Source organism: Demequina sp. NBRC 110053 (genome assembly GCF_002090095.1).
In the GTDB taxonomy this organism is placed as follows: domain Bacteria; phylum Actinomycetota; class Actinomycetes; order Actinomycetales; family Demequinaceae; genus Demequina.
The window spans coordinates 50988-68904 of sequence record NZ_BBRJ01000003.1 but is presented as its reverse complement, the minus strand read 5'-3'; the positions used below and the strand labels follow the sequence as shown (position 1 = coordinate 68904).

General features: G+C 72.6%; 15 protein-coding genes. 7 read left to right on the top strand and 8 right to left on the bottom strand.

The annotated features are described in order from the left end of the window. Positions 1-38 precede the first annotated feature (38 nt). Both B7K22_RS09470 and B7K22_RS09465 read left to right on the top strand, forming a co-directional pair. Complete coding sequence (locus tag B7K22_RS09470) at positions 39-1205, top strand: GNAT family N-acetyltransferase (RefSeq protein WP_084040022.1); 1167 nt, start codon at positions 39-41, stop codon at positions 1203-1205. Then, positions 1202-2335 carry a GNAT family N-acetyltransferase gene (locus tag B7K22_RS09465; RefSeq protein WP_084040021.1) on the top strand — a complete coding sequence of 378 codons (1134 nt, stop codon included), beginning with the start codon at positions 1202-1204 and terminating at the stop codon, positions 2333-2335. Before B7K22_RS09470 ends, B7K22_RS09465 begins: the two co-directional genes overlap by 4 nt. Before the next feature lie 47 nt (positions 2336-2382). Here the strand turns inward: B7K22_RS09465 and B7K22_RS09460 are convergent, their stop codons facing one another. From B7K22_RS09460 to B7K22_RS09440, 5 genes are read right to left on the bottom strand one after another with little or no spacing between them, the layout of a single operon-like run. Further along, complete coding sequence (locus B7K22_RS09460) at positions 2383-3270, bottom strand: glycosyltransferase family 2 protein (RefSeq protein WP_159448833.1); 888 nt, start codon at positions 3268-3270, stop codon at positions 2383-2385. Beyond that, complete coding sequence (locus B7K22_RS09455) at positions 3267-4169, bottom strand: glycosyltransferase family 2 protein (protein WP_084040019.1); 903 nt, start codon at positions 4167-4169, stop codon at positions 3267-3269. The genes B7K22_RS09460 and B7K22_RS09455 overlap by 4 nt, the downstream gene beginning before the upstream one ends. Beyond that, positions 4166-5101 (bottom strand): glycosyltransferase family 2 protein, encoded by a 936-nt coding sequence (locus B7K22_RS09450; protein ID WP_084040018.1) that lies wholly within the window; start codon positions 5099-5101, stop codon positions 4166-4168. The genes B7K22_RS09455 and B7K22_RS09450 overlap by 4 nt, the downstream gene beginning before the upstream one ends. Next, on the bottom strand, positions 5098-6093 hold the full coding sequence (locus B7K22_RS09445; protein ID WP_084040017.1) for a glycosyltransferase family 2 protein: 996 nt from the start codon (positions 6091-6093) through the stop codon (positions 5098-5100). Before B7K22_RS09445 ends, B7K22_RS09450 begins: the two co-directional genes overlap by 4 nt. Beyond that, positions 6093-6959, bottom strand: a complete 867-nt coding sequence (locus B7K22_RS09440; RefSeq protein WP_084040469.1) for a polysaccharide deacetylase family protein — start codon at positions 6957-6959, stop codon at positions 6093-6095. Before B7K22_RS09440 ends, B7K22_RS09445 begins: the two co-directional genes overlap by 1 nt. A 57-nt stretch (positions 6960-7016) precedes the next feature. On the opposite strand from B7K22_RS09440, the gene B7K22_RS09435 reads away from it, so the two are divergent. After that, complete coding sequence (locus B7K22_RS09435) at positions 7017-7934, top strand: glycosyltransferase family A protein (protein ID WP_159448832.1); 918 nt, start codon at positions 7017-7019, stop codon at positions 7932-7934. On the opposite strand, the gene B7K22_RS09430 is transcribed toward B7K22_RS09435, so the two are convergent. Beyond that, positions 7906-8712 carry a hypothetical protein gene (locus B7K22_RS09430; RefSeq protein ID WP_159448831.1) on the bottom strand — a complete coding sequence of 269 codons (807 nt, stop codon included), beginning with the start codon at positions 8710-8712 and terminating at the stop codon, positions 7906-7908. The genes B7K22_RS09435 and B7K22_RS09430 overlap by 29 nt on opposite strands. Before the next feature lie 166 nt (positions 8713-8878). Here B7K22_RS09430 and B7K22_RS09425 point away from each other — a divergent pair, with 166 nt between their 5' ends. Next, positions 8879-9304 carry an OsmC family peroxiredoxin gene (locus tag B7K22_RS09425; RefSeq protein WP_084040014.1) on the top strand — a complete coding sequence of 142 codons (426 nt, stop codon included), beginning with the start codon at positions 8879-8881 and terminating at the stop codon, positions 9302-9304. Between the two features lie 34 nt (positions 9305-9338). Here the strand turns inward: B7K22_RS09425 and B7K22_RS09420 are convergent, their stop codons facing one another. Further along, a complete protein-coding gene (locus tag B7K22_RS09420) occupies positions 9339-10787 on the bottom strand; it encodes an amidohydrolase (protein ID WP_234983443.1) in 1449 nt (482 codons plus the stop codon). Between the two features lie 177 nt (positions 10788-10964). Here B7K22_RS09420 and B7K22_RS09415 point away from each other — a divergent pair, with 177 nt between their 5' ends. Continuing rightward, on the top strand, positions 10965-11786 hold the full coding sequence (locus B7K22_RS09415) for an EI24 domain-containing protein (protein WP_084040013.1): 822 nt from the start codon (positions 10965-10967) through the stop codon (positions 11784-11786). Here the strand turns inward: B7K22_RS09415 and B7K22_RS09410 are convergent. After that, positions 11743-12633 carry a LysR family transcriptional regulator gene (locus B7K22_RS09410; RefSeq protein ID WP_084040012.1) on the bottom strand — a complete coding sequence of 297 codons (891 nt, stop codon included), beginning with the start codon at positions 12631-12633 and terminating at the stop codon, positions 11743-11745. The genes B7K22_RS09415 and B7K22_RS09410 overlap by 44 nt on opposite strands. 83 nt (positions 12634-12716) lie before the next feature. Between B7K22_RS09410 and B7K22_RS09405 the strand changes: the two genes are divergently transcribed. Both B7K22_RS09405 and B7K22_RS09400 read left to right on the top strand, forming a co-directional pair. Continuing rightward, the gene (locus tag B7K22_RS09405; protein ID WP_084040011.1) at positions 12717-16121 is read left to right on the top strand and encodes a bifunctional proline dehydrogenase/L-glutamate gamma-semialdehyde dehydrogenase; all 3405 of its coding nucleotides are present in this window, start codon (positions 12717-12719) and stop codon (positions 16119-16121) included. 92 nt (positions 16122-16213) lie between these two features. Further along, positions 16214-17875, top strand: a complete 1662-nt coding sequence (locus tag B7K22_RS09400) for an alpha/beta-hydrolase family protein (protein WP_159448830.1) — start codon at positions 16214-16216, stop codon at positions 17873-17875. Positions 17876-17917: the final 42 nt, after the last annotated feature.

The window sequence follows — 17917 nt, the reverse complement described above, 5'->3', positions numbered from 1 at the left end:
TGCGCGAGTGGTGTGCGCACGCTTGAGGGGAGCCGTACGTGCCGTTCCGAACCATCAGGCTGTCTGAGGTCTCGGATGACGACGTCTCACGCTGGTCGGACCTCGCTGCGCGGGCCTGCGAGCCCAACGCCTTCATCGAGCCGGAGTTCCTGCTCCCTCTCGAACGAGCCTTCGGGGACCGCGATGAGCGGCGTCTCGCGGTCGTCGAGCGCGGGGGCGAGTGGCTGGCGGCGATGGTCATTCGTGTCGCTCGTCACCGTGTCGCTCGAGTCCCATACCGGTCGGTCGCGCTCGACTCTGAGGGCGGCCCGCCGTTCCGCTCTCATCCGCTGGTGGACCGCGATGTCGCAGAGGACGCGTGGTGCGCGCTCCTCGACGGGCTGAGGCGCGACGGCTTCCCTCCGCTGCTGGCGCTGGGCTTCTTCCCTGCGGACGGTCGGCTGCATGACTCCCTCATGGAGGTCGCCGCGCACCGGGGCATGGCGTGGCAGGACGACCGCACGGACGAATGGGCATGGGCGCACGCCGGCCGCCCAGCGCCGCCGGTGCACGACATCGATGCGTGGCTGGCAGGGTTGGCGGACTGGTATCCCCACCTGTCCCGCAGGTCGGGCAAGGCCATGCGTCGAGCGGTTCGCCTCGCCGAGCAGGCCACCGAAGGGCGCCTCGCCTACGAGGATCTCTCCGGCTCGGCGGCCGCCGTCGCACAGTTCATCGAGCTCCAGGCGTCCGGGTGGAAGGGCGACCGACATCGGGGCGGGGCGGCCATCGCACGGATCCCCGGGTATCGCCAGGCGTTCGAGCAGATCGTCGACGCGCTGCGCGCCGAGGGTCGGTTCCACCTGTCGGCACTCACCGGCGGGGAACGGACGCTGCACATGGCCTGTGTCGTGCGCGGTCGCTCGGGCACCTGGTTCGGGCTGCTCGACGCCTTCGACGAGGAGTTCGCCGCCGCGAGCCCCGGCCGACTGGGTCGACTTCTCCTCAGCGGCAGGCTCGCGGGCCTCGACCCCGACGAGGCGTTCGACCCGGGCATCATGCCCGACTACGCTGCGGACACCGCGATGTTCCCCGACCGGCGCCGCTTCGTCTACCGCCGCGTCAGCTTCGGGGGCGCGACGTCCGCCATGCTCCTGCGTGCCCTTCCGACGCTCACGCGGCTCTCGGCGACCACGCGCCGCATGCGTGGGAGCGCTTCGCCGTGAGAGCGACCGTCCTGAGGATCGAGGACGTCGACGCCGGCATGGCCTCGGCCTGGCGCGAGCTCGTGGACCGCTCGGCGTCGAGCAACGGGTGGCTGGACCCTCGCTTCGTGCTGCCGGCGCGCGATTGGGCAGTCATGGCGCGGGACCTGTCGCTGTGCGTCGCCACCGACGGGCACCGCGTGACGGGCGTCCTCCCGGTGACGCCGCATCGGCCGTTCAGGCGCCTGAGACCAGAGTTCCTCGTGACCGGTGGACGGTTCGTGGACTGGCACGCGGACAGCACGCTGCCGCTCCTCGATCGCGCCGCCCCCCAGGCCGCGATGGCCGCGCTGCTGCGCGCCGCCCTCGACGGCTGGCGGCGGGTCCGAGTGGAGCTGCGCGGCATGCCCACCGAGGGGGTCGTGGGCGCCGCGCTCGGCGACGCCTTGGCGGACCGCCCCGGCTCGGTGACGCGCGGCGAGACGTGGAGTCGACCCTTCGTTCCTCCGCGAGCCGAGGTCGTCCCCATCGGTCCAGGACGTGCGACGGCTCTCCTCGTCGGGCACATGAGCGGGCGCAGACGCAGGGAGGTGCTGCGGCGCGCTCGTGCGCTCGAGCGGCACCTGGATGGCGAGATCGTGCTCCGACGCGCCGACCCCGGCCGCGCGAGCGAGGACTTCGAGACGTTCCAGTCCTCGGGCTGGAAGGGAGACGTCCGCAGCGGGGGCCGGGGAGTGCTCCAGGATCGCGGCTATCGTGACTGGTATCGGGCCGTCGTGGCGGAGTTCATGAGCGACGGCGACCTCATCGCCCACGAGCTCTGCGTCGGCGACACCGTGGTCTACATGCATCTCGCCCTGCGGTCGGGCGGTCGCGCCTTCGGCTTCCTCGACGCCTACCTGGGCGGGCTCGAGGCGCAGCGGGTCGGCACGCTCGGACGTCTCGCCGTGAGCGCCGAGCTCGCGCACGCACCCGATCTGGATGGCTTCGAGCCAGGGGTCTCGCGGCATGACCGCGAGGTCACGCGGATGATGCCGGCGAGCTACGAGGTCGCCGACGTGACGGTGCACGCCGCCGGGCTCGGGGGATGGGTGTCGCGAAGCGTGCCCGCCGTCGAGGGTCTCCGGCGCCGCCTGGGCCGCGACGCCTGAGCTCGTCCGCGTCGCGCTGGCCGCCGCCCGAGCGCATCGGCCCTCGGTCAGGCGCCCCAGCGGCGACCGAGCGACTCCGCGATCGCCATGATGCCGCTGACCCGTTCGCGAGGGTGCACCAGCGAGCGGACGATGTATCTGGAGCGCGAGGCGACGGCGCTGGCCCGCACGCGCACTCGCCGCACACGCGCCTTCCGTCCGACGCCGTCGTCCTGCGCGAGCTGACGAGCGGTCGATGCGTAGCGCCGGCGCAGCTCGCGCTCGCCGCGACCGTACAGCCATCCCTGCCTCCACGCTGCCGCGACGCCCGACCGCACGCGCACGCTCACGATGGCATGGCCGGCAGGCTCGAGCGTCGCTCCCGCGAGCTGCACGCGCCAGCACAGGTCGATGTCCTCGCCCACCCGCAGGCTCTCGTCGAACCCCTGGACCCGCTCGAACAGGTGCCTGCGGATACCGAGGTTCCCTCCGCCGTGCGCCGGCAGCTCCGGCATGAAGCTCACGTAGGTCAGGACCGGAGGCTCGATGTGCGCGAGGTGGTGGCCGGGGTTCAGCGACTGCAGCTCCCACCCGCCGCCCACGAACTCGTGGGCGCTCAGCGCGTCCGTCATGAGGCGCACCCACGAGTCTGCGGCGACGTCGTCGGCGTCGCAGAACAGCAGGAGGTCTCCGCTGGCGGCGGCGGCCCCGACGTTGCGCGCGGCGCCGGGCCCGCGCCGCGCCGACGAATCCACGCGGCGCAGGTGAGGCAGGGACCCGCCGTAGCGGTTGACGAGCGCGGCGGTGCCGTCCGTGGAGCCGTTGTCGCTCACGACCACCTCGAACGGCTCGCCGCAGTCCTGGCGCAGCATCGCGTCGAGCTGCTCGCCGAGGGTCGCCTCGGCGTTGTACGCAGGGATGATGACGCTGATGCGCGGGGGACGCTCGGTGCTCACTCGGTGACCTCCCCGGGTGTCAGCGGAGCGACCACCAGCCGCGCGCGGCGCCGCCCCCACCACTCTCCGACGCGCCAGACCGGGTCCGCGAGGTCGTCGAGTCGGCGCACGGCGATGAGCCGGCGAAGTCGACTGCGCGAGCCCCCAGCGGCGGCCGCGGGCGCCGCGGCGACGACAGGCGCTGAGGCATGGCCCCGCGCGGCGCGTGCGACGCGGGAGAACTTGTGCTCGAGCTGGCGCACGCCGTTGCCGGTGTTGCGCGCCTGGCGGTACACGGCCCGCAGCCCGGAGCGCCTGCGAAGGTGGACCACCGCCTCGGGCGCGTGGCCGAGGGTGCCTCCCGCGAGCTGGATCCGCCAGCACAGGTCGACGTCCTCGCCGGTGCGCAGCCGCTCGTCGAAGCCGTGCGCCCGGTGGAAGGCAGAGGAGCGCACTCCCATGCCTCCGGATCCCACGGCCTCGTACTGTGGCCAGAACGGCATCCTGATGCTGTCGCTGACCTCCCAGGTGACGCCGCCGGCGCCGGGGTTGAGGCGTCGATGCTCGAAGCTCGAGCCCACGATCTCGAAGTGATCGAGGGCCGCGATCAGCGCGTGGGCCCACCCGTCGGCGACCACGTCGTCGGCGTCGCAGAACAGCAGGACGTCGCCGGTGGCGTGCTCGGCCCCGATGTTGCGCGCGGCAGCGGGACCGCGGCGTGCCGACGCGTCGACGACGGTCAACGGCAGCCGGTCAGCGAACCCTCTGGCGACGGCGACGGTGTGGTCGCGCGAGCCGTTGTCGCACACGAGCACCTCCCAGGCAACCGTGACGCGCTGGCGCGCGAGGGCCTCGAGCTGCTCGCCCAACGTCGAGGCGGCATCGAACGCGGCGATGATCACGGATGCGTGGGGCCTCATCTGAGGGGCTCGCTCATCACTGGCACTCCGGCGTCGGCTCGGCCCAGCCGGGCTCCGAGGCGCCGTCCATGGACGGTCGCGGCGTGCTGCCACGCGTAGGGCTGACCCATCTGACGTACGCGGCTCAGGAGGGTACGGCGGCCGGGGCCGCTGCGCGGCGCCTCTGCCGGGGAGGGCTCGGTCCAGCCGTGGCTGGCCCGGGCCATGGCGGCCCACCGATGCTGGAGGGTGCGCTCCGCGCGGCCGTAGGCGAACGACTGCCGGAACAGTCCGCGGACGGTGGCGGGGCGACGCACGTGCACGAGGGCGCCGGGGGCATCCACGACGGCGTGGCCGGCGATCTGCGCGCGCCAGCACAGGTCGACGTCCTCGCCCACGCGCAGCGCCTCCTCGAACCCGCCGAGCTCCGCGAACACGGCAGCGGGCACGCCCAGGTTGCCAGCACCAGCTGCCCGCAGCCCGACGAGCGGCGCGACGCTGAACGTGGCGGGCGTCACGGCACCGGCCCCGTACATGGCGTTGAGCCGTGACAGCTCCCACGGACCGGCGATCACGTCGCCGCTTCCACACGCCCCGAGCATCGCGGCGAGCCAGCCGTCGGCGACCATGTCGTCGGCGTCGCAGAACAGCAGCAGGTCGCCCCGGGCGTGCTCGGCCCCGATGTTCCGGGCGGCCGCAGGGCCACGTCGTGCGGACGCGTCGATGATGCGCAGGTCGAGCCGCGCTCCGAACGTCGCCGCGCGCTCGGCGGTGCGGTCCTGCGAGCCGTTGTCACAGACCAGCACCTCCCAGGGGACGGTGACCTGCTGACGCGCGAGCGCGTCCAGCTGTTCGGCGATGGTGTCCTCCGCATCGAACGCGGGAACGATGACGGAGGCGACGATGCCGCCGGCACCGGTGCCATGCCGATGCGCGGTGCCGGGTGTGCTCACCCCTCCCTCCCGACGACGGGGAGGTGCGGTGCAGGCAGGCGCTCGGGAGCGCTCACGACGGGAATGTCAGGATCGAGAGCTGCGCGACGGAAGCCGAAGGCGCGGCCGAGCCGCCTCACCGTGTAGACCAGGTCCCGCGGCCGCCGCAGGCGAACCGCGCGAGCCAGGAGACGCCTGCCACCGCCGTGGTCCACGGGTGCGTCGAGATCCGTCGACGGCAGCGCGCGCGGCGAGGGCGCATCGGCCGAGGTCGTCGGCGCATGGGGGACGGCCGTCCGGGTGACGGCGTTCCTGTCATAGGCGCGCCTCACGGGCTCGTAGCGCGCGGCGAGACGCCGCTCCGCTGAACCGTACGACCGAGCCTGACGCCACACGCCCCTCAGCGTCTGCCGCTCGCGTGCATGGACCACCGCGGTGGGCGCCTCGCTGATGGAGAAGCCGGCGAGCTGAAGGCGCCAGCACAGGTCGACGTCCTCGCCCACGCGCAGCGCCTCCTCGAATCCGCCAACCTGCGCGAAGGCGTGAGCGCGCACGCCGAGGTTGTTCGACGAACCCGCCGCGAGCGCGGGCAGCCAGTCGAACGTGAACAGACCCGCCGTGATCGGTCCACGGTCCGCGTAGTGCGTGTTGAGTCGAGCCCACTCGAGCCGTCCGCAGACCACGGGCGCGGATGCGAGCGCGGCGATCATGGCGTGGGCCCAGCCGTCGGCGACCACGTCGTCGGCGTCGCAGAACAGCAGGACGTTGCCGGTGGCGTGCTCGGCCCCGATGTTGCGCGCGGCAGCGGGACCGCGGCGTGCCGACGCGTCGACGACGGTCAACGGCAGCCGGTCGGCGAACCCTCTGGCGACGGCGACGGTGCCGTCGCGCGAGCCGTTGTCGCACACGAGCACCTCCCAGGTAACCGTGACGCGCTGGCTCACGAGCGCCTCGAGCTGCTCGCCCAACGTCGACTCGGCGTCCAGGGCCGCGATGATGACGGATGCCCTCATCACTGGCCGCGCATCCGTTGCCGCGCCATGCTCCTCACGGGCTGGTGGTCGCGCATGGCGTCGGTGACCGTCACGAGCCGGTAGCCATCCGCGGCGAGCCCTTCGAGCAGCATCTGCGCGACCGCGGCCCGGTCGAAGGCCGGCAGCGCCTGCCCTGGCTGCAGGGTCTCGGGGTCGGCGCGGTTGTCGTGGAGCAGCAGCATGCCTCCAGGGAAGGCGGCCTGGCGACCGAGGCTCGCGACGTGATCGGCGTCGCCATCCACCCAGTCCTGCGCGTCGCCCGACCAGAGCACCACGCGCAATCCCGCCAGCGCGAGCAGCAGGGACTGCAGCGTGCTGTGGTGGCCGTAGGGCGGGCGGTAGGTGCGCAGGCGCACGCCCGCGATGCGTTCGACGTCGCGGCGGGCGCGCCGGATGGTGCGCAGCGCCTCGAGCGCCGACATGGTGGTCAACGAGCGGTGGTCCTCGCCGTGGAGGGCGACCTCGTGACCGTCGCGCACCATGCGCCGCACCACCTCGGGGTGGCGACGAGCCTGCTGCGCGAGGACGAAGAAGGTGGCACGCGCTCCGTGCTCCTCGAGCACATCGAGGATGCGGGCCGTGTCGGACTCGTGCGGGCCGTCATCGTAGGTGACCATCAGGACGCGCTCACGGGTGTTGACGCAGTAGACGCCCAGGGCGCCCACTAGGCCGTCGGGCACGGCGAACGGCACGACGGTCCGCTCGTCGAAGTCACCGCCCGCGGGTCGGGGATGGACGTCGATGTCTCTCCGCCGCACCACGAGTGTTCCGCGCGCACGCCCCACGACATCCCCCTCCCGCTCGCCGCCCCCCGGCGACATGAACCTATCGCGTGGATCGGCCATCGACAATGGGTCGGGCGGCCACGCCGCGCTACCGTGGTGGCCCAGAGGGGAGGCGCGATGGCAGCGGGGGCTGACGCGACGGTGTCGTGCGTGGTCGCGACCAACCGGGCGAGCCCGTATCTGCGCGAGGCGCTCGAGTCCGCCGCCTCGCAGTCCAAGCCGCCCGTCGAGATCATCGTCGTGCTGGACGGCGCGCCCGACGTCACGGCCATCCGGGAGCTGGTCGCGGGGGTGCCGATCGCGCGAGCCATCGAACGCCGGCACAGCGGCGTCGCCGCGTCGCGGAACGTCGGGGCGAAGGAGGCCACAGGGGAGTGGATCGCGTTCCTCGATGACGACGACCGCTGGCACCCCGAGCGGCTCGCACGGCAGCTCGAGGCTCTCGCGCAGGACCCCGCAGCGGTCGTCGGGTACTGCGGCATCCGCACCATCGGTGCCGCTGGCGAAACCCTCGCCCACGGCGACCACACTCCCGTGTCAGGGAGACTCGACGTCATGCGACGCCGGACCGGCATCCTCGCGGGCAACACGCTGATCCGTGCATCGTCGTTCGCGGACGTCGGCGGCTTCGACGAGGACATCCTCGTGGCGGAGGACCTCGACCTCATGCTGCGGCTCGCGCCTCGAGGATCCTTCGTGCTCTGCCCGGAAGACCTCCTCGACTACCGCCTCCACGCGGGCAACACCACGGGCAGCCACCGCCGCCTGAGCCGAGGCGTCCGCGACGTGCTCGCACGACACCGAGCGGCGGCGATCGCCGAGGGCGACGTCGATGCGCAGTCAGCGTTGAGCGCCAGCATGCGGTCGAACGGCAGATACGCCTGGTGGGCCGCCACCCGCGCCGCACGCGCGCACGGCCCTCGCCACCCGTGGAGGGCGCTGAGCGAGTGGGCCTGGGCTGCTCGGTTCGCGCCGCTCGCGCCCGCAGACGCGGCACTGCGACGGCTCACCCGGCGCGACGACGGGGAAGCGTGAGCAGGACCGCGGTGGTTCCCGACGCCACGGTCAGGCCGAGGCCGAGGCACGCCATCGCCTGCTGCTCGGACTCGTAGGCGGATCCCGCCCAGCCGAGGAGCAGCCACGCCCCGACGGCACCCGACGCCACGCCCAGCACGCCGTGCACCCATGCGGCGGTCCGTCCCAACGGACGTGGCTCCAGCGACCACGACGCGGCGAGCGCGCCGGCGAGGAGCACGGCGCAGAGCACGTCAGCGAACAGCGCCGCGAAGGACGTCACCTCGAGGGCCGCCAACAGACCCGCGTACGCGACCATGAAGGGCAGCAGCACGCCTCGCCACACGCCCTGCGGCAGGAGCGACCAGATCACCGCCAGCGAGGCGATCGCGACGGCGAGGTGCTCGCTGGGCACCGTGTTGATGCCGTAGCCGTACTCCCCGAGATACGGACGCGACAGGATCACGTCGTGAAGCGCCGTGGCGAGCAGGTAGGTCGCGACAGGGAGCCCAGCCGCCCACATCGCGCGACGCCATCGCCGCCGAAGAAGGGTCGCCAGGATCAGCGCGGACGCTGGCACCACGGCAATCCACGGCCCGAGCCTCGCTGCGGCGGACAGCTGGTCCTGGCCGATGGTCTCTCGCAGGTCGATGCCTACCGCCAGGCTGGAATGGTCGAACTCCTGCCCGGCCTCGGTTCGCACGAACCACCAGTACGCCCCGACGAAGGCGCCGGCGAACGCCAGCGTCGCGAGCAGACTCCATGCGCGGTGCGTCGACGGTGTCGGTGAGGCGCTCATGCCAGTCGGATCCCCCAGAGCGCTCGAGCCACGTGCCGTCGCGCACTCCACACTGTAGCGATCGCCCTCACGGTCGGCGGGGCTCGAGCACGCACGGCTCGTCGCGGCGTGCTTGACTGGGACGAGCGCGGCGAGCGCGCTCGAGCGACGACGGAGGATGATCGACATGGCAGTGAAGAGCACGGCGAGCACGTTGTGGCGCGGCTCGCTCGGCGACGGTTCGGGCACCACCTCGTTCGGAACCGGCGTCGCGACGCTGAACGTGGACTGGAAGGCGCGCTCGGAGGGCGCGGAGGGCACCACCACCCCGGAGGAGCTGCTCGCTGCGGCCCACGCCTCCTGCTTCGCGATGGCGCTGTCGCACGCCCTGGGCGAGGCGGGCCACGAGCCCGAGGAGCTGCAGGTCTCCGCCGAGGTCTCGTTCCAGGCGGGCGAGGGGGTGCTGGGCTCGGTCCTCAAGGTGACCGGCGCCGTTCCCGGGCTGTCCCGGGACGAGTTCCAGACCTTCGCCGAGGAGGCCAAGGCTGGGTGCCCCGTCTCGCAGGCGCTGTCGGGCATCGACATCACCCTCGGCTCGGCCACCCTGTCCTGACGCCAGGGACGTTCGAGCCTGACGCTGGCGGCGTCTAGAGCGCGCGGTGCGTGAAGACCCCGCCGGTCATCGTCGCCGCGACGGGCATGCGCTGCAGTTCGTCCAGGTCGCACGTCAGGGGATCCGCGTCGACCACCGCCAGATCCGCGACGCGCCCGTCGTGGAGCTCGACGGATCCGCCGACCGCCGCCTCGAGCGCCTCGCGCCTCTCGAGGCTGTGCTGCGGATGCCACGGCTCACGATCGTCGGCGCTGCGGTGCACCGACGCGGCGATGCCTCGCCAGGGATCGAGGGGAGCCACAGGAGCGTCGGACCCCAGCAGCAGGCGCGCTCCGCTGTGAAGCAGCGCGGCGAAGGGGAATGCCCGGCTCGCACGGTCGGGCCAGAACCTCTCGGTCGCGTCCCTGTCGTCCCACAGGTGCTCGGGCTGCACGGATGCGGCGACGCCGAGGTCGGCGAAGCGGGCGAGGTCGTCGTCGGACACCAGCTGGGCGTGCTCGATGGTGCCCTGGGCGCCTGTCGCCGCGAAGGCATCGAGGGCGTGAGTGACGGCGGCGTCGCCGATGGCGTGGACGGCGACGGTGAAGCCGTGCGCCGTCGCGCGCTCGAGGAGCGTCTCGCACAGCTCTGGCGAGACCGTCAGCACCCCGCGCGTGTCCCGCAAGGGCAGGTAGTGGTCGTGACAGTAGGCGGTGCGGGTGTTGAGCGACCCGTCGGTGATGAGCTTGAGCGGGCCGATCGTCAGCAGGCCGCCCGTGCCGGGCACGGTGTCACCCGTGCGCCAGCCCGCCTCGATGCGCTCGTCGAGCTCGGCGGGATAGAACCCTGACCTCACGCGGAGCGCGTAGAGCCCGCGCGACATGCGCTCGGTCCAGCCCGCGAGGTTGTGCGCCATCTCGAGATCCACGATGCCCACCACGCCGCGCGCTGCTGCGGCGACCGCGGCCTCGGTGATCGCCAGATCCTCGTCTCCCGGCGCGGCCCTCTCGAGCCTCATCTGCAGCCCGAACGCATCGTCCTCCCTCAGCACGCCCGCGGTGGGCAGGCCGTACCGGTCTCGGGCGGCGGTGTTGACCCAGCACGCGTGCATGTCGCCCGAGAGGATCACGACGGGACGGCGAGGTGCCACCTCGTCGAGCGCCGCGGCGGTCGCCTCGTCGTCCCACATCGCGTCGCGATAGCCGTAGCCGATGAGCGGCTCGTGCATCGAGATCTCGGCGCGCAGGCGCGCTGCGACGATCTGGGCGGCGCCGGCCGCGCTGGTCGCAGCGGACAGGTCGAGCCGGCGGCGCACGATTGCCCACTGGGTGAAGTGCACGTGATGGTCCCACAGCCCCGGCATCACCCATCGTCCCTCGAGGTCGACCACCTCGTCCGGCCTGCCCTCGGCGTCACGGTCGACCACCAGCCCGTCGCGCACGCGGATGGCGGTGGGGCGAGCGCCTGCGATCATCCGCGCGTTGGTCAGCAGCAGATCACTCACGGTCAGGCGTTCCTCCAGGTTCGGCGAGCGGGCATGCGCCCAGGCGTGCTCAGAGTGCCTGCGGGATCCTGCCTTTCGCAAGTCGCACCGGCGCGCTCGCGTCGCGTCGCGCCGCCTCGCCGTTCCGGCGACCGCGCCTCGGGCGAACGGCGGGAGACGCGCAGGTAGCATGCCGCCATGGCGAGAGCGCGACCGACAGTGCGAGCCGTCGCGGCCGAGGTCAGCGCCGGCCTGCGGATCGCGTGGAGCGGGTTGCGGACGTGGAGCCGGAGTCCGCGCCTGATGCTCGTCGGCCTCGTTCCCGGCGCGATCACGGCGACGGTGTTCGCGATCGGAGCCGTGGTCCTCGTCGCCAACCTCGGCCCGTGGAGCGGGAGCCTCGCCGGCGCGCTGGTGTCATCGGACGGCTGGTTGGCCGACGCGGTGCAGGTGGTCGCAGCCCTCGCGATGCTCGGCGCGGCTGCGCTCATCGGCGTCTATACCTTCACCGCCGTGACGCTCATCATCGGCCAGCCCTTCTTCGAGCGGCTGTCGCGCGAGGTTGACGTCCGCGGCGGGTTCGACGGCGCCGACCCGGTCGAGGGCGCCTGGCGGTCGCTCATGCGCGGGCTGGGCGAGGCGGCGCGCATCGCCCTGCTGACGATCCCGCTGGCGCTCGGGCTGTTCCTGATCGGTCTGATCCCGGTCGTCGGCGGTGTGGTGGCATTCTGCCTGGGGGCGGGCTTCGGCGGGTGGTTCCTGGCGCTCGAGCTGACGGCGTACCCGCTCGCGCGCAGGGGAGTGGTGCCGCTGCGCGGGCGCCGTGCGGTGCTGGCGGCGCACCGACCGAGAGTGGTGGGGTTCGGGGCGGCCTGCTTCCTGCTGTTCCTCGTCCCGCTGGGCGCCGTGGCCTTCATGCCGGCCGCCGTGGCGGGCGCCACTCACCTGGTCGCGACCCTCGGACCGGACAGGGAGCTCACGGAGCCGCCACGGCGCGCGCGGCCGCCGTCAGAGCACTGAGCGTGGCCTCGATGGCGGCGTCGTCCCTCGAGGTGTCCCGGAACGCGGCGAAGACCGTCCGATGGGCCGGCTCTGGAAGGCTCGCGCGCGTGACGCCTGGCGTGGCGTGGGGCCACATCAGGCCGGGAATAAGCGCGACGGCGAGACCGGCATGCACGAGCGCCAGGTGGGCTTGCAGGTCCGCGGTCTCGTATCGAATGTCGGGCTCGAAGCCTGCGACGCGGCAGGTCTGCTCCGCGAAGTGCCGAGAGGAGGTGCCTCGCGGCTCCATCACCCAGGCAGCCTCGCGATGGTCATGTAGGTGGGCCGACGCGCCCGCGGGGACGGCGAGGGCGATCTCGTCCGAGATGAGGGTCACCCTGGTGAGGCCCTCGTAGTGCGGCGCCGAGTGGTGGGGGTACTCCTCGGCCACCACCAGGTCGAAGTCGCGCGCCCACGTGTCCTCGAGCGCCTGCGCCGGCTCGCTCTGCGTGACCTCGACGCGCACGCGCGGCGCGGTCCGCGCGAGCAGGGGCAGGGCGGCGGGGAGCAGCGCCAGGGCCGCCGACTGGAAGACCGCGAGGCGGACGGTGCCGCCGGGGGCGTCGTGACGAGCCGCGATGCGCGTCTGCACCTGCTCGACCAGGCCGAGTATCCGACCGGCCGAGTCGGCGAGCTCCTGTCCGGCAGGCGTGAGCAGGAGCCGTCGTCCCGAGCGGCGCACGAGCGGCACCCCCGCCTCGCGCTCGAGGGCTGCGAGCTGCTGCGACACGGCGGACGGCGAGTACCCGAGCGCATGCGCGGCGGCCGTCACCGTGCCGCGCATCGCGAACTCCCTCAGGATCCGCAGGCGGTGGAGATCGAGCACTCCGATAGTTAAGCAGATCTGCAAGGAATTCGGCTGACATGGGAAATAGACCTGAACCGAAGTCGGATCGCAGACTGTATGGCATGCCTCGCATCGCTCCTGACGAACGCACCGCCGCAGACGCCGACGTCGCGGTCGCCCACGTGCGGCGCTGGCTCGCAGGCGCGGACGATGCGCGCACCACCTCCGGTGCGCGTGTCATGTCGCGCGTGCTGGCCCGGCAGGGTGGGCTGCGCTACCTCACCGAGGTGGTCGACGGCGTGCTGCGGCCCGAGGATCCGCACGTCGCGGCGTGGGCACTGCGCCGCGCTGCGCAAGGCGCGACCGACCACCTGCCTCGGGCTCTCGCGGTGCTTGCGCGGCTTGGCGGCGTGGGTGCGCGCTTCGCGCCCCGGACCACCGTCGCCGTCGCCCGCCGCTTCATCCGCGCGATGGTCACCCACCTCGTCGCGGACGCCCGGCCCCGCAGGCTCGCCATGACGCTGCGTCGGCTGCGCGCCGCGGGCGTGGACGTCAACGTCAATCTGCTGGGCGAGGCCGTGCTGGGGGGCGCGGAGGCGGCGCGGCGCCTGGCCGCCACGCGCGCGCTCATCGCGCACCCCGACGTCGACTACGTGTCGGTCAAGGTGTCGGCCGCAGCGGCTCCGCACTCGCCGTGGGACTTCGATGGCGCCGTGAAGGAGATCGTCGCGACGCTGGGCCCGCTCTACGAGGACGCGCGGGACCACGGCGGCGTCTTCGTCAATCTCGACATGGAGGAGTATCGCGACCTCGATCTCACGATCGCGGTGTTCGAGGGCCTCATGCGTCGCGACGACCTGCTGGACCTCGGGGCCGGCATCGTGCTGCAGGCCTACCTGCCCGAGTCCTCGCGCGCACTCGCACGGTTGCAGGCTCTCGCGAGCGAGCGCGTGGACGGAGGCGGCGCGCCTCTGCGCGTGCGCGTCGTCAAGGGCGCAAACCTGTCCATGGAGCGGGTCGAGGCCGAGCTCCGCGACTGGCCGCTCGCCACATGGCACTCGAAGGTCGAGACCGATGCTCAGTACAAGCGCCTGCTCGACGCCGCCCTGATGCCCGATCGCTCCCGCGCGCTGAAGGTGGGGATCGCGGGCCACAACCTCTTCGACATCGCTCACGCGTGGGAGCTCGCCCGCTCGCGACGCGTCGAGCAGGACGTCCACTTCGAGATGCTGCTGGGGATGGGGGAGCACGTCGCGCGTGCCGTGAGCGCGGACGTCGGCAGGCTCCGCATGTACACACCGGTGGTCGACCCGCGAGACTTCGACGTGGCGCTGGCCTACCTCGTGCGCAGGCTCGAGGAGGTCGCGAACCCGCAGAACTTCCTGTCACGCCTGGCGACCATCGCCACGGACGGGTCCGACTTCGCTCGGGAGGAGGCTGCCTTCCGCGAGGCACTGACCCTGTCCGCCTCGCCGGCGGGAGCCGACAGTCACCGAGAGCACCGCGAGCCGCGCGACCCAGGTGCCGGCTTTCGCAACGCGTCCGACTCCGATCCCTCCTGCCGCGCCACGAGGGCCTGGGGCTCGGCGATCCTGGCTCGCGCCGAGCTCTCCGACGCTGGGGTGGCAGCCGTCGCGGCAGCGCACGTCAGGAGCGCCGATGCGCTCGAGCAGGTCATCGGCGCCGCGCACCGCGCAGGGCGGATGTGGGGTGACGTGCCGCCCGCGCAGCGGGCTGACGTGCTCGAGCGCGCAGCAGACGCACTCGAGGCGCGACGCGCAGAGCTCATCGAGGTCATGGTCGCCGAGGCTGGCAAGACCATCGACCAGGCCGACCCCGAGGTGTCGGAGGCCATCGACTTCGCCCGGTACTACGCGCGGGCGGCGCGCGCGCTGGAGGCCGTCGAGGGCGCGCAGGCACGGCCCCGGCCGCTCACGGCCGTCATCCCGCCCTGGAACTTCCCGGTCGCCATCCCGGCCGGCTCGACGCTCGCGGCCCTGGCGGCCGGCTCAGCGGTGATCCTCAAGCCGGCACCTGAGACTGCTCGCTGCTCTGCCGTGCTCGCAGAGGCGCTGTGGAAGGCGGGCGTGCCGCGTGAGGTGCTCACGCTGCTCACGATCGACGCTGACGCGCTGGGCGAGCGCCTCGTGAGCGACGAGCGCGTGTCGCAGGTGATCCTCACGGGCGCGTTCGAGACGGCGGAGCTGTTCCTCGAGTTTCGGGATGACCTGCGCCTGTTCGCCGAGACGTCCGGGAAGAACGCGATGATCGTGACGCCCAGCGCAGACCTCGACCTGGCAGCGAGGGACCTCGCCGCGTCCGCCTTCGGGCACGCGGGGCAGAAGTGCTCCGCAGCCTCGCTCGCGATCCTCGTCGGCTCGGTCGCCGAGTCCCCCCGGTTCCGACGCCAGCTGCAGGATGCGGTCCGATCGCTGCGGGTCGGGCGCGCGTGGGAGCCTCGCACTCAGATGGGTCCTGTCATCGACGAGCCTCAGGGCAAGCTGCTGCGCGGACTCTCCTCGCTCGAGCCGGGGGAGACGTGGTGGGTCGAGCCTGAGCGGCTCGGCGATGCGCTGTGGACGCCAGGCGTGCGCGGCTGGGTCGAGCCGGGATCGTTCATGCATAGGGTCGAGTGCTTCGGTCCCGTCCTCGGCATCATGCGGGCACGCGACCTCGACCATGCCGTCGAGCTCGTCAACCAGGTCGACTTCGGCCTCACTTCAGGCATCCACACCCTCGACGGGCGCGAGATGCGCCGGTGGATCGACACGGTTCACGCCGGCAACCTCTACGTGAATCGCTCCATGACCGGCGCGATCGTGCAGCGCCAGCCGTTCGGCGGCTGGAAGCGGTCGGTCGTGGGCCCGACGTCGAAGGCCGGAGGTCCGCACTACGTCGCCTCGCTCACCGACTGGGACCGTGCCCCCGACCGCGCGAGCACGGCGGAGCCCCTCGACGGTGCGGTCGAGGCGATCGTGGCGGCCGCGACAGGGTCGTGGGTCCGCGCAGCAGCCCAGCGCGACGCGCGCGCATGGCGCGACATCTTCTCGCGCGGCCACGATCCGACGGGGATGCGCGCCGAGCGCAACATCCAGCGGTACGTCCCGGCGCCAGCGCTCGTGCGCTGGGATGGGCAGGACCCCGACGCGCTCGCGCGGGTCTGCGCTGCGCAGCGGGCCGTGGGCGGGCCGGGGAGCGTGTCAGCGCCCATCGACGTTCCCGCCCCGCTGGCGGACGCCGTGCGTGCGGCGGGTGGCGCCGTGGTCGTGGAGGACGATGACGCAGCGATCCGGCGTGCTCGGGCCCAGGCAGCGGGGAGAGTGCGGCACGTCGGCGCCGTGCCTGCACGATGGCGCGGACACGCGGACCTGGCGATCTATGACGGCCCCGTCACCGGCGCTGCCGAGCTCGAGCTGCTGCCCTTCCTTCACGAGCAGGCCATCTCGATCACCGCGCACCGCTACGGGACGCTATCCCAAGCCGCCGAGCACGTAGCGGAGGCGCTGCTCACCACCGGACGTCCGTAGCCGACCCGCCGACGTGCGCTGCGCGAGCGCATCGTCCCGCGTCGCCTCTACTGTGGTGCCGGAGCGGGATGGCCCCGCCGAGGGAGTCGACCATGCGCCTGCTTCAGTCCAAGCACCAGCTCGACCTGGGAGGGGCCGTCGTGGGCGTCCTCGCGGTGCTCGTGTCCCTCACGCCGTCGCTGCTTCCCCGTCCCAGCTGGGCCCAGGGTCTGGTGTGCGGTCTCGCGTTCGCCGTGGGGTACGGCGTGGGCGTGGGAATGTGGCGACTGGCGGCCAGGGTCTCGCGCGGCCGCATGCGTCCGCACGCCGAGACGGCGTGGTGGCTGGTGACGGCGATCGGCCTGGCAGGAGTGCTGGCGCTGATGCCGCTCGCCGTCCGCTGGCAGAACTCCGTGCGCGAGGCCGTGGGTGAGCCTCCCACCTCCGGCTTCGACTGGTTCATCGGCGCGATCTTCTACGCCGTCGGGGTGACCCTGGCCTTCAGCATCGGCCGTGGAGTGGCGCGCGGGTGGCGAGCGCTGCACCGCCTGTCGCTGCGCTGGGTCCCCGGCGACCGGTCGCGCCGGCGGATCCGGCTCCTCGACGGCGCGGTGACGCTGGTCGCGATGCTGGTGGTCGCATCAGCTGCCATCTCCGTCCTGTCGTGGCTGCTGACCGTGGTCTCGGTCCAGCGCAACCGTGCCTATGATCCGCTCTTCCCGCAGCCGACGAGCGAGCTGAGGTCGGGCTCGGACGCGAGCCTCGTGGCGTGGGACCAGGTGGGGCAGGCCGGCGCGAAGATCGTGGGCGGCGGCCCGGACGCAGCGCAGATCGAGGCCGTCACGGGCGTGCCTGCCGAGGAGCCCATCCGGGTCTACGTGGGCATCGACGTCCCCGGAACCTTCGAGGAGCGCGCGCAGGTCGCGGTCGCCGAGCTCGACCGCACGGGCGCCGCCGACCGCTCCGTCCTCATGATCGCCGGCACCACCGGCTCGGGGTGGCTCGACCCTGCGGCGATCGATGGGTTCGAGTACCTCCACGCCGGCGACACCGCCATCGTGGCGCAGCAGTACGGCGCCACGGGCAGCCCCGTCTCCGCGCTGCTGACGCCTGACCTGTCGCAGGACGGCACCACCGCACTGGTCGAGGCCGTGACCGACTGGTGGGCGGGCCTTCCCGAGGCCGATCGACCACAGTTGATCGTCTACGGGCTCAGCCTTGGCTCCTTCGGCATCCAGTCCGCCTACGACAGCGGCGACGACCTGCTCGTACGCACGGAGGGCGCCGTCCTGGCAGGCACGCCGAGCTTCACGCCCGTGTGGAGCGCGTACCAGGACACCCGCGACCCGGGGAGTCCCTACAGCCTGCCGGTGCTCGACGATGGCGAGCACGTTCGCTGGGCCGACGAGTGGGGCGGTCTGGAGGCGCTCGGCGAACCCTGGCAGGAGACGCGCGTCGCCTACCTGCAGCACGGCACCGACCCCATCGTGTGGATAGGCCCGAGCGTCATCTGGTCGGAGCCCGAATGGCTCAAGCCCGGGCAGCGGTCGCCTGACATCTCCGACGACATGACGTGGATCCCCGTCGTCACCGCCTTCCAGGGCGTCATCGACCTCATCCTCAGCACCGCAGTGCCGGAGGACGCGGGCCACAAGTACGGCAACCTCGCCGTGGATGGCCTGCATGAGGTCAGTGGCGACGCGGGGCTCGACGAGCAGGCGCTGGAGCGGGTCCGCACCCTCATCGAGACGTACGACACGTACGTGGTGGAGTGAGGTCCCTCGCTCGCCCTGCGCGACGCGAGCTGGCGACCTAGG

Bases quoted from the DNA above. Each gene is read 5' to 3' on its own strand.
- B7K22_RS09430 (WP_159448831.1), bottom strand. From the start codon at position 8,712: ATGAGCGCCTCACCGACACCGTCGACGCACCGCGCATGGAGTCTGCTC.
- B7K22_RS09435 (WP_159448832.1), top strand. From the start codon at position 7,017: ATGGCAGCGGGGGCTGACGCGACGGTGTCGTGCGTGGTCGCGACCAAC.
- B7K22_RS09425 (WP_084040014.1), top strand. From the start codon at position 8,879: ATGGCAGTGAAGAGCACGGCGAGCACGTTGTGGCGCGGCTCGCTCGGC.
- B7K22_RS09445 (WP_084040017.1), bottom strand. From the start codon at position 6,093: ATGAGGGCATCCGTCATCATCGCGGCCCTGGACGCCGAGTCGACGTTG.
- B7K22_RS09415 (WP_084040013.1), top strand. From the start codon at position 10,965: ATGGCGAGAGCGCGACCGACAGTGCGAGCCGTCGCGGCCGAGGTCAGC.
- B7K22_RS09455 (WP_084040019.1), bottom strand. From the start codon at position 4,169: ATGAGGCCCCACGCATCCGTGATCATCGCCGCGTTCGATGCCGCCTCG.
- B7K22_RS09440 (WP_084040469.1), bottom strand. From the start codon at position 6,959: ATGGCCGATCCACGCGATAGGTTCATGTCGCCGGGGGGCGGCGAGCGG.
- B7K22_RS09400 (WP_159448830.1), top strand. From the start codon at position 16,214: ATGCGCCTGCTTCAGTCCAAGCACCAGCTCGACCTGGGAGGGGCCGTC.
- B7K22_RS09405 (WP_084040011.1), top strand. From the start codon at position 12,717: ATGCCTCGCATCGCTCCTGACGAACGCACCGCCGCAGACGCCGACGTC.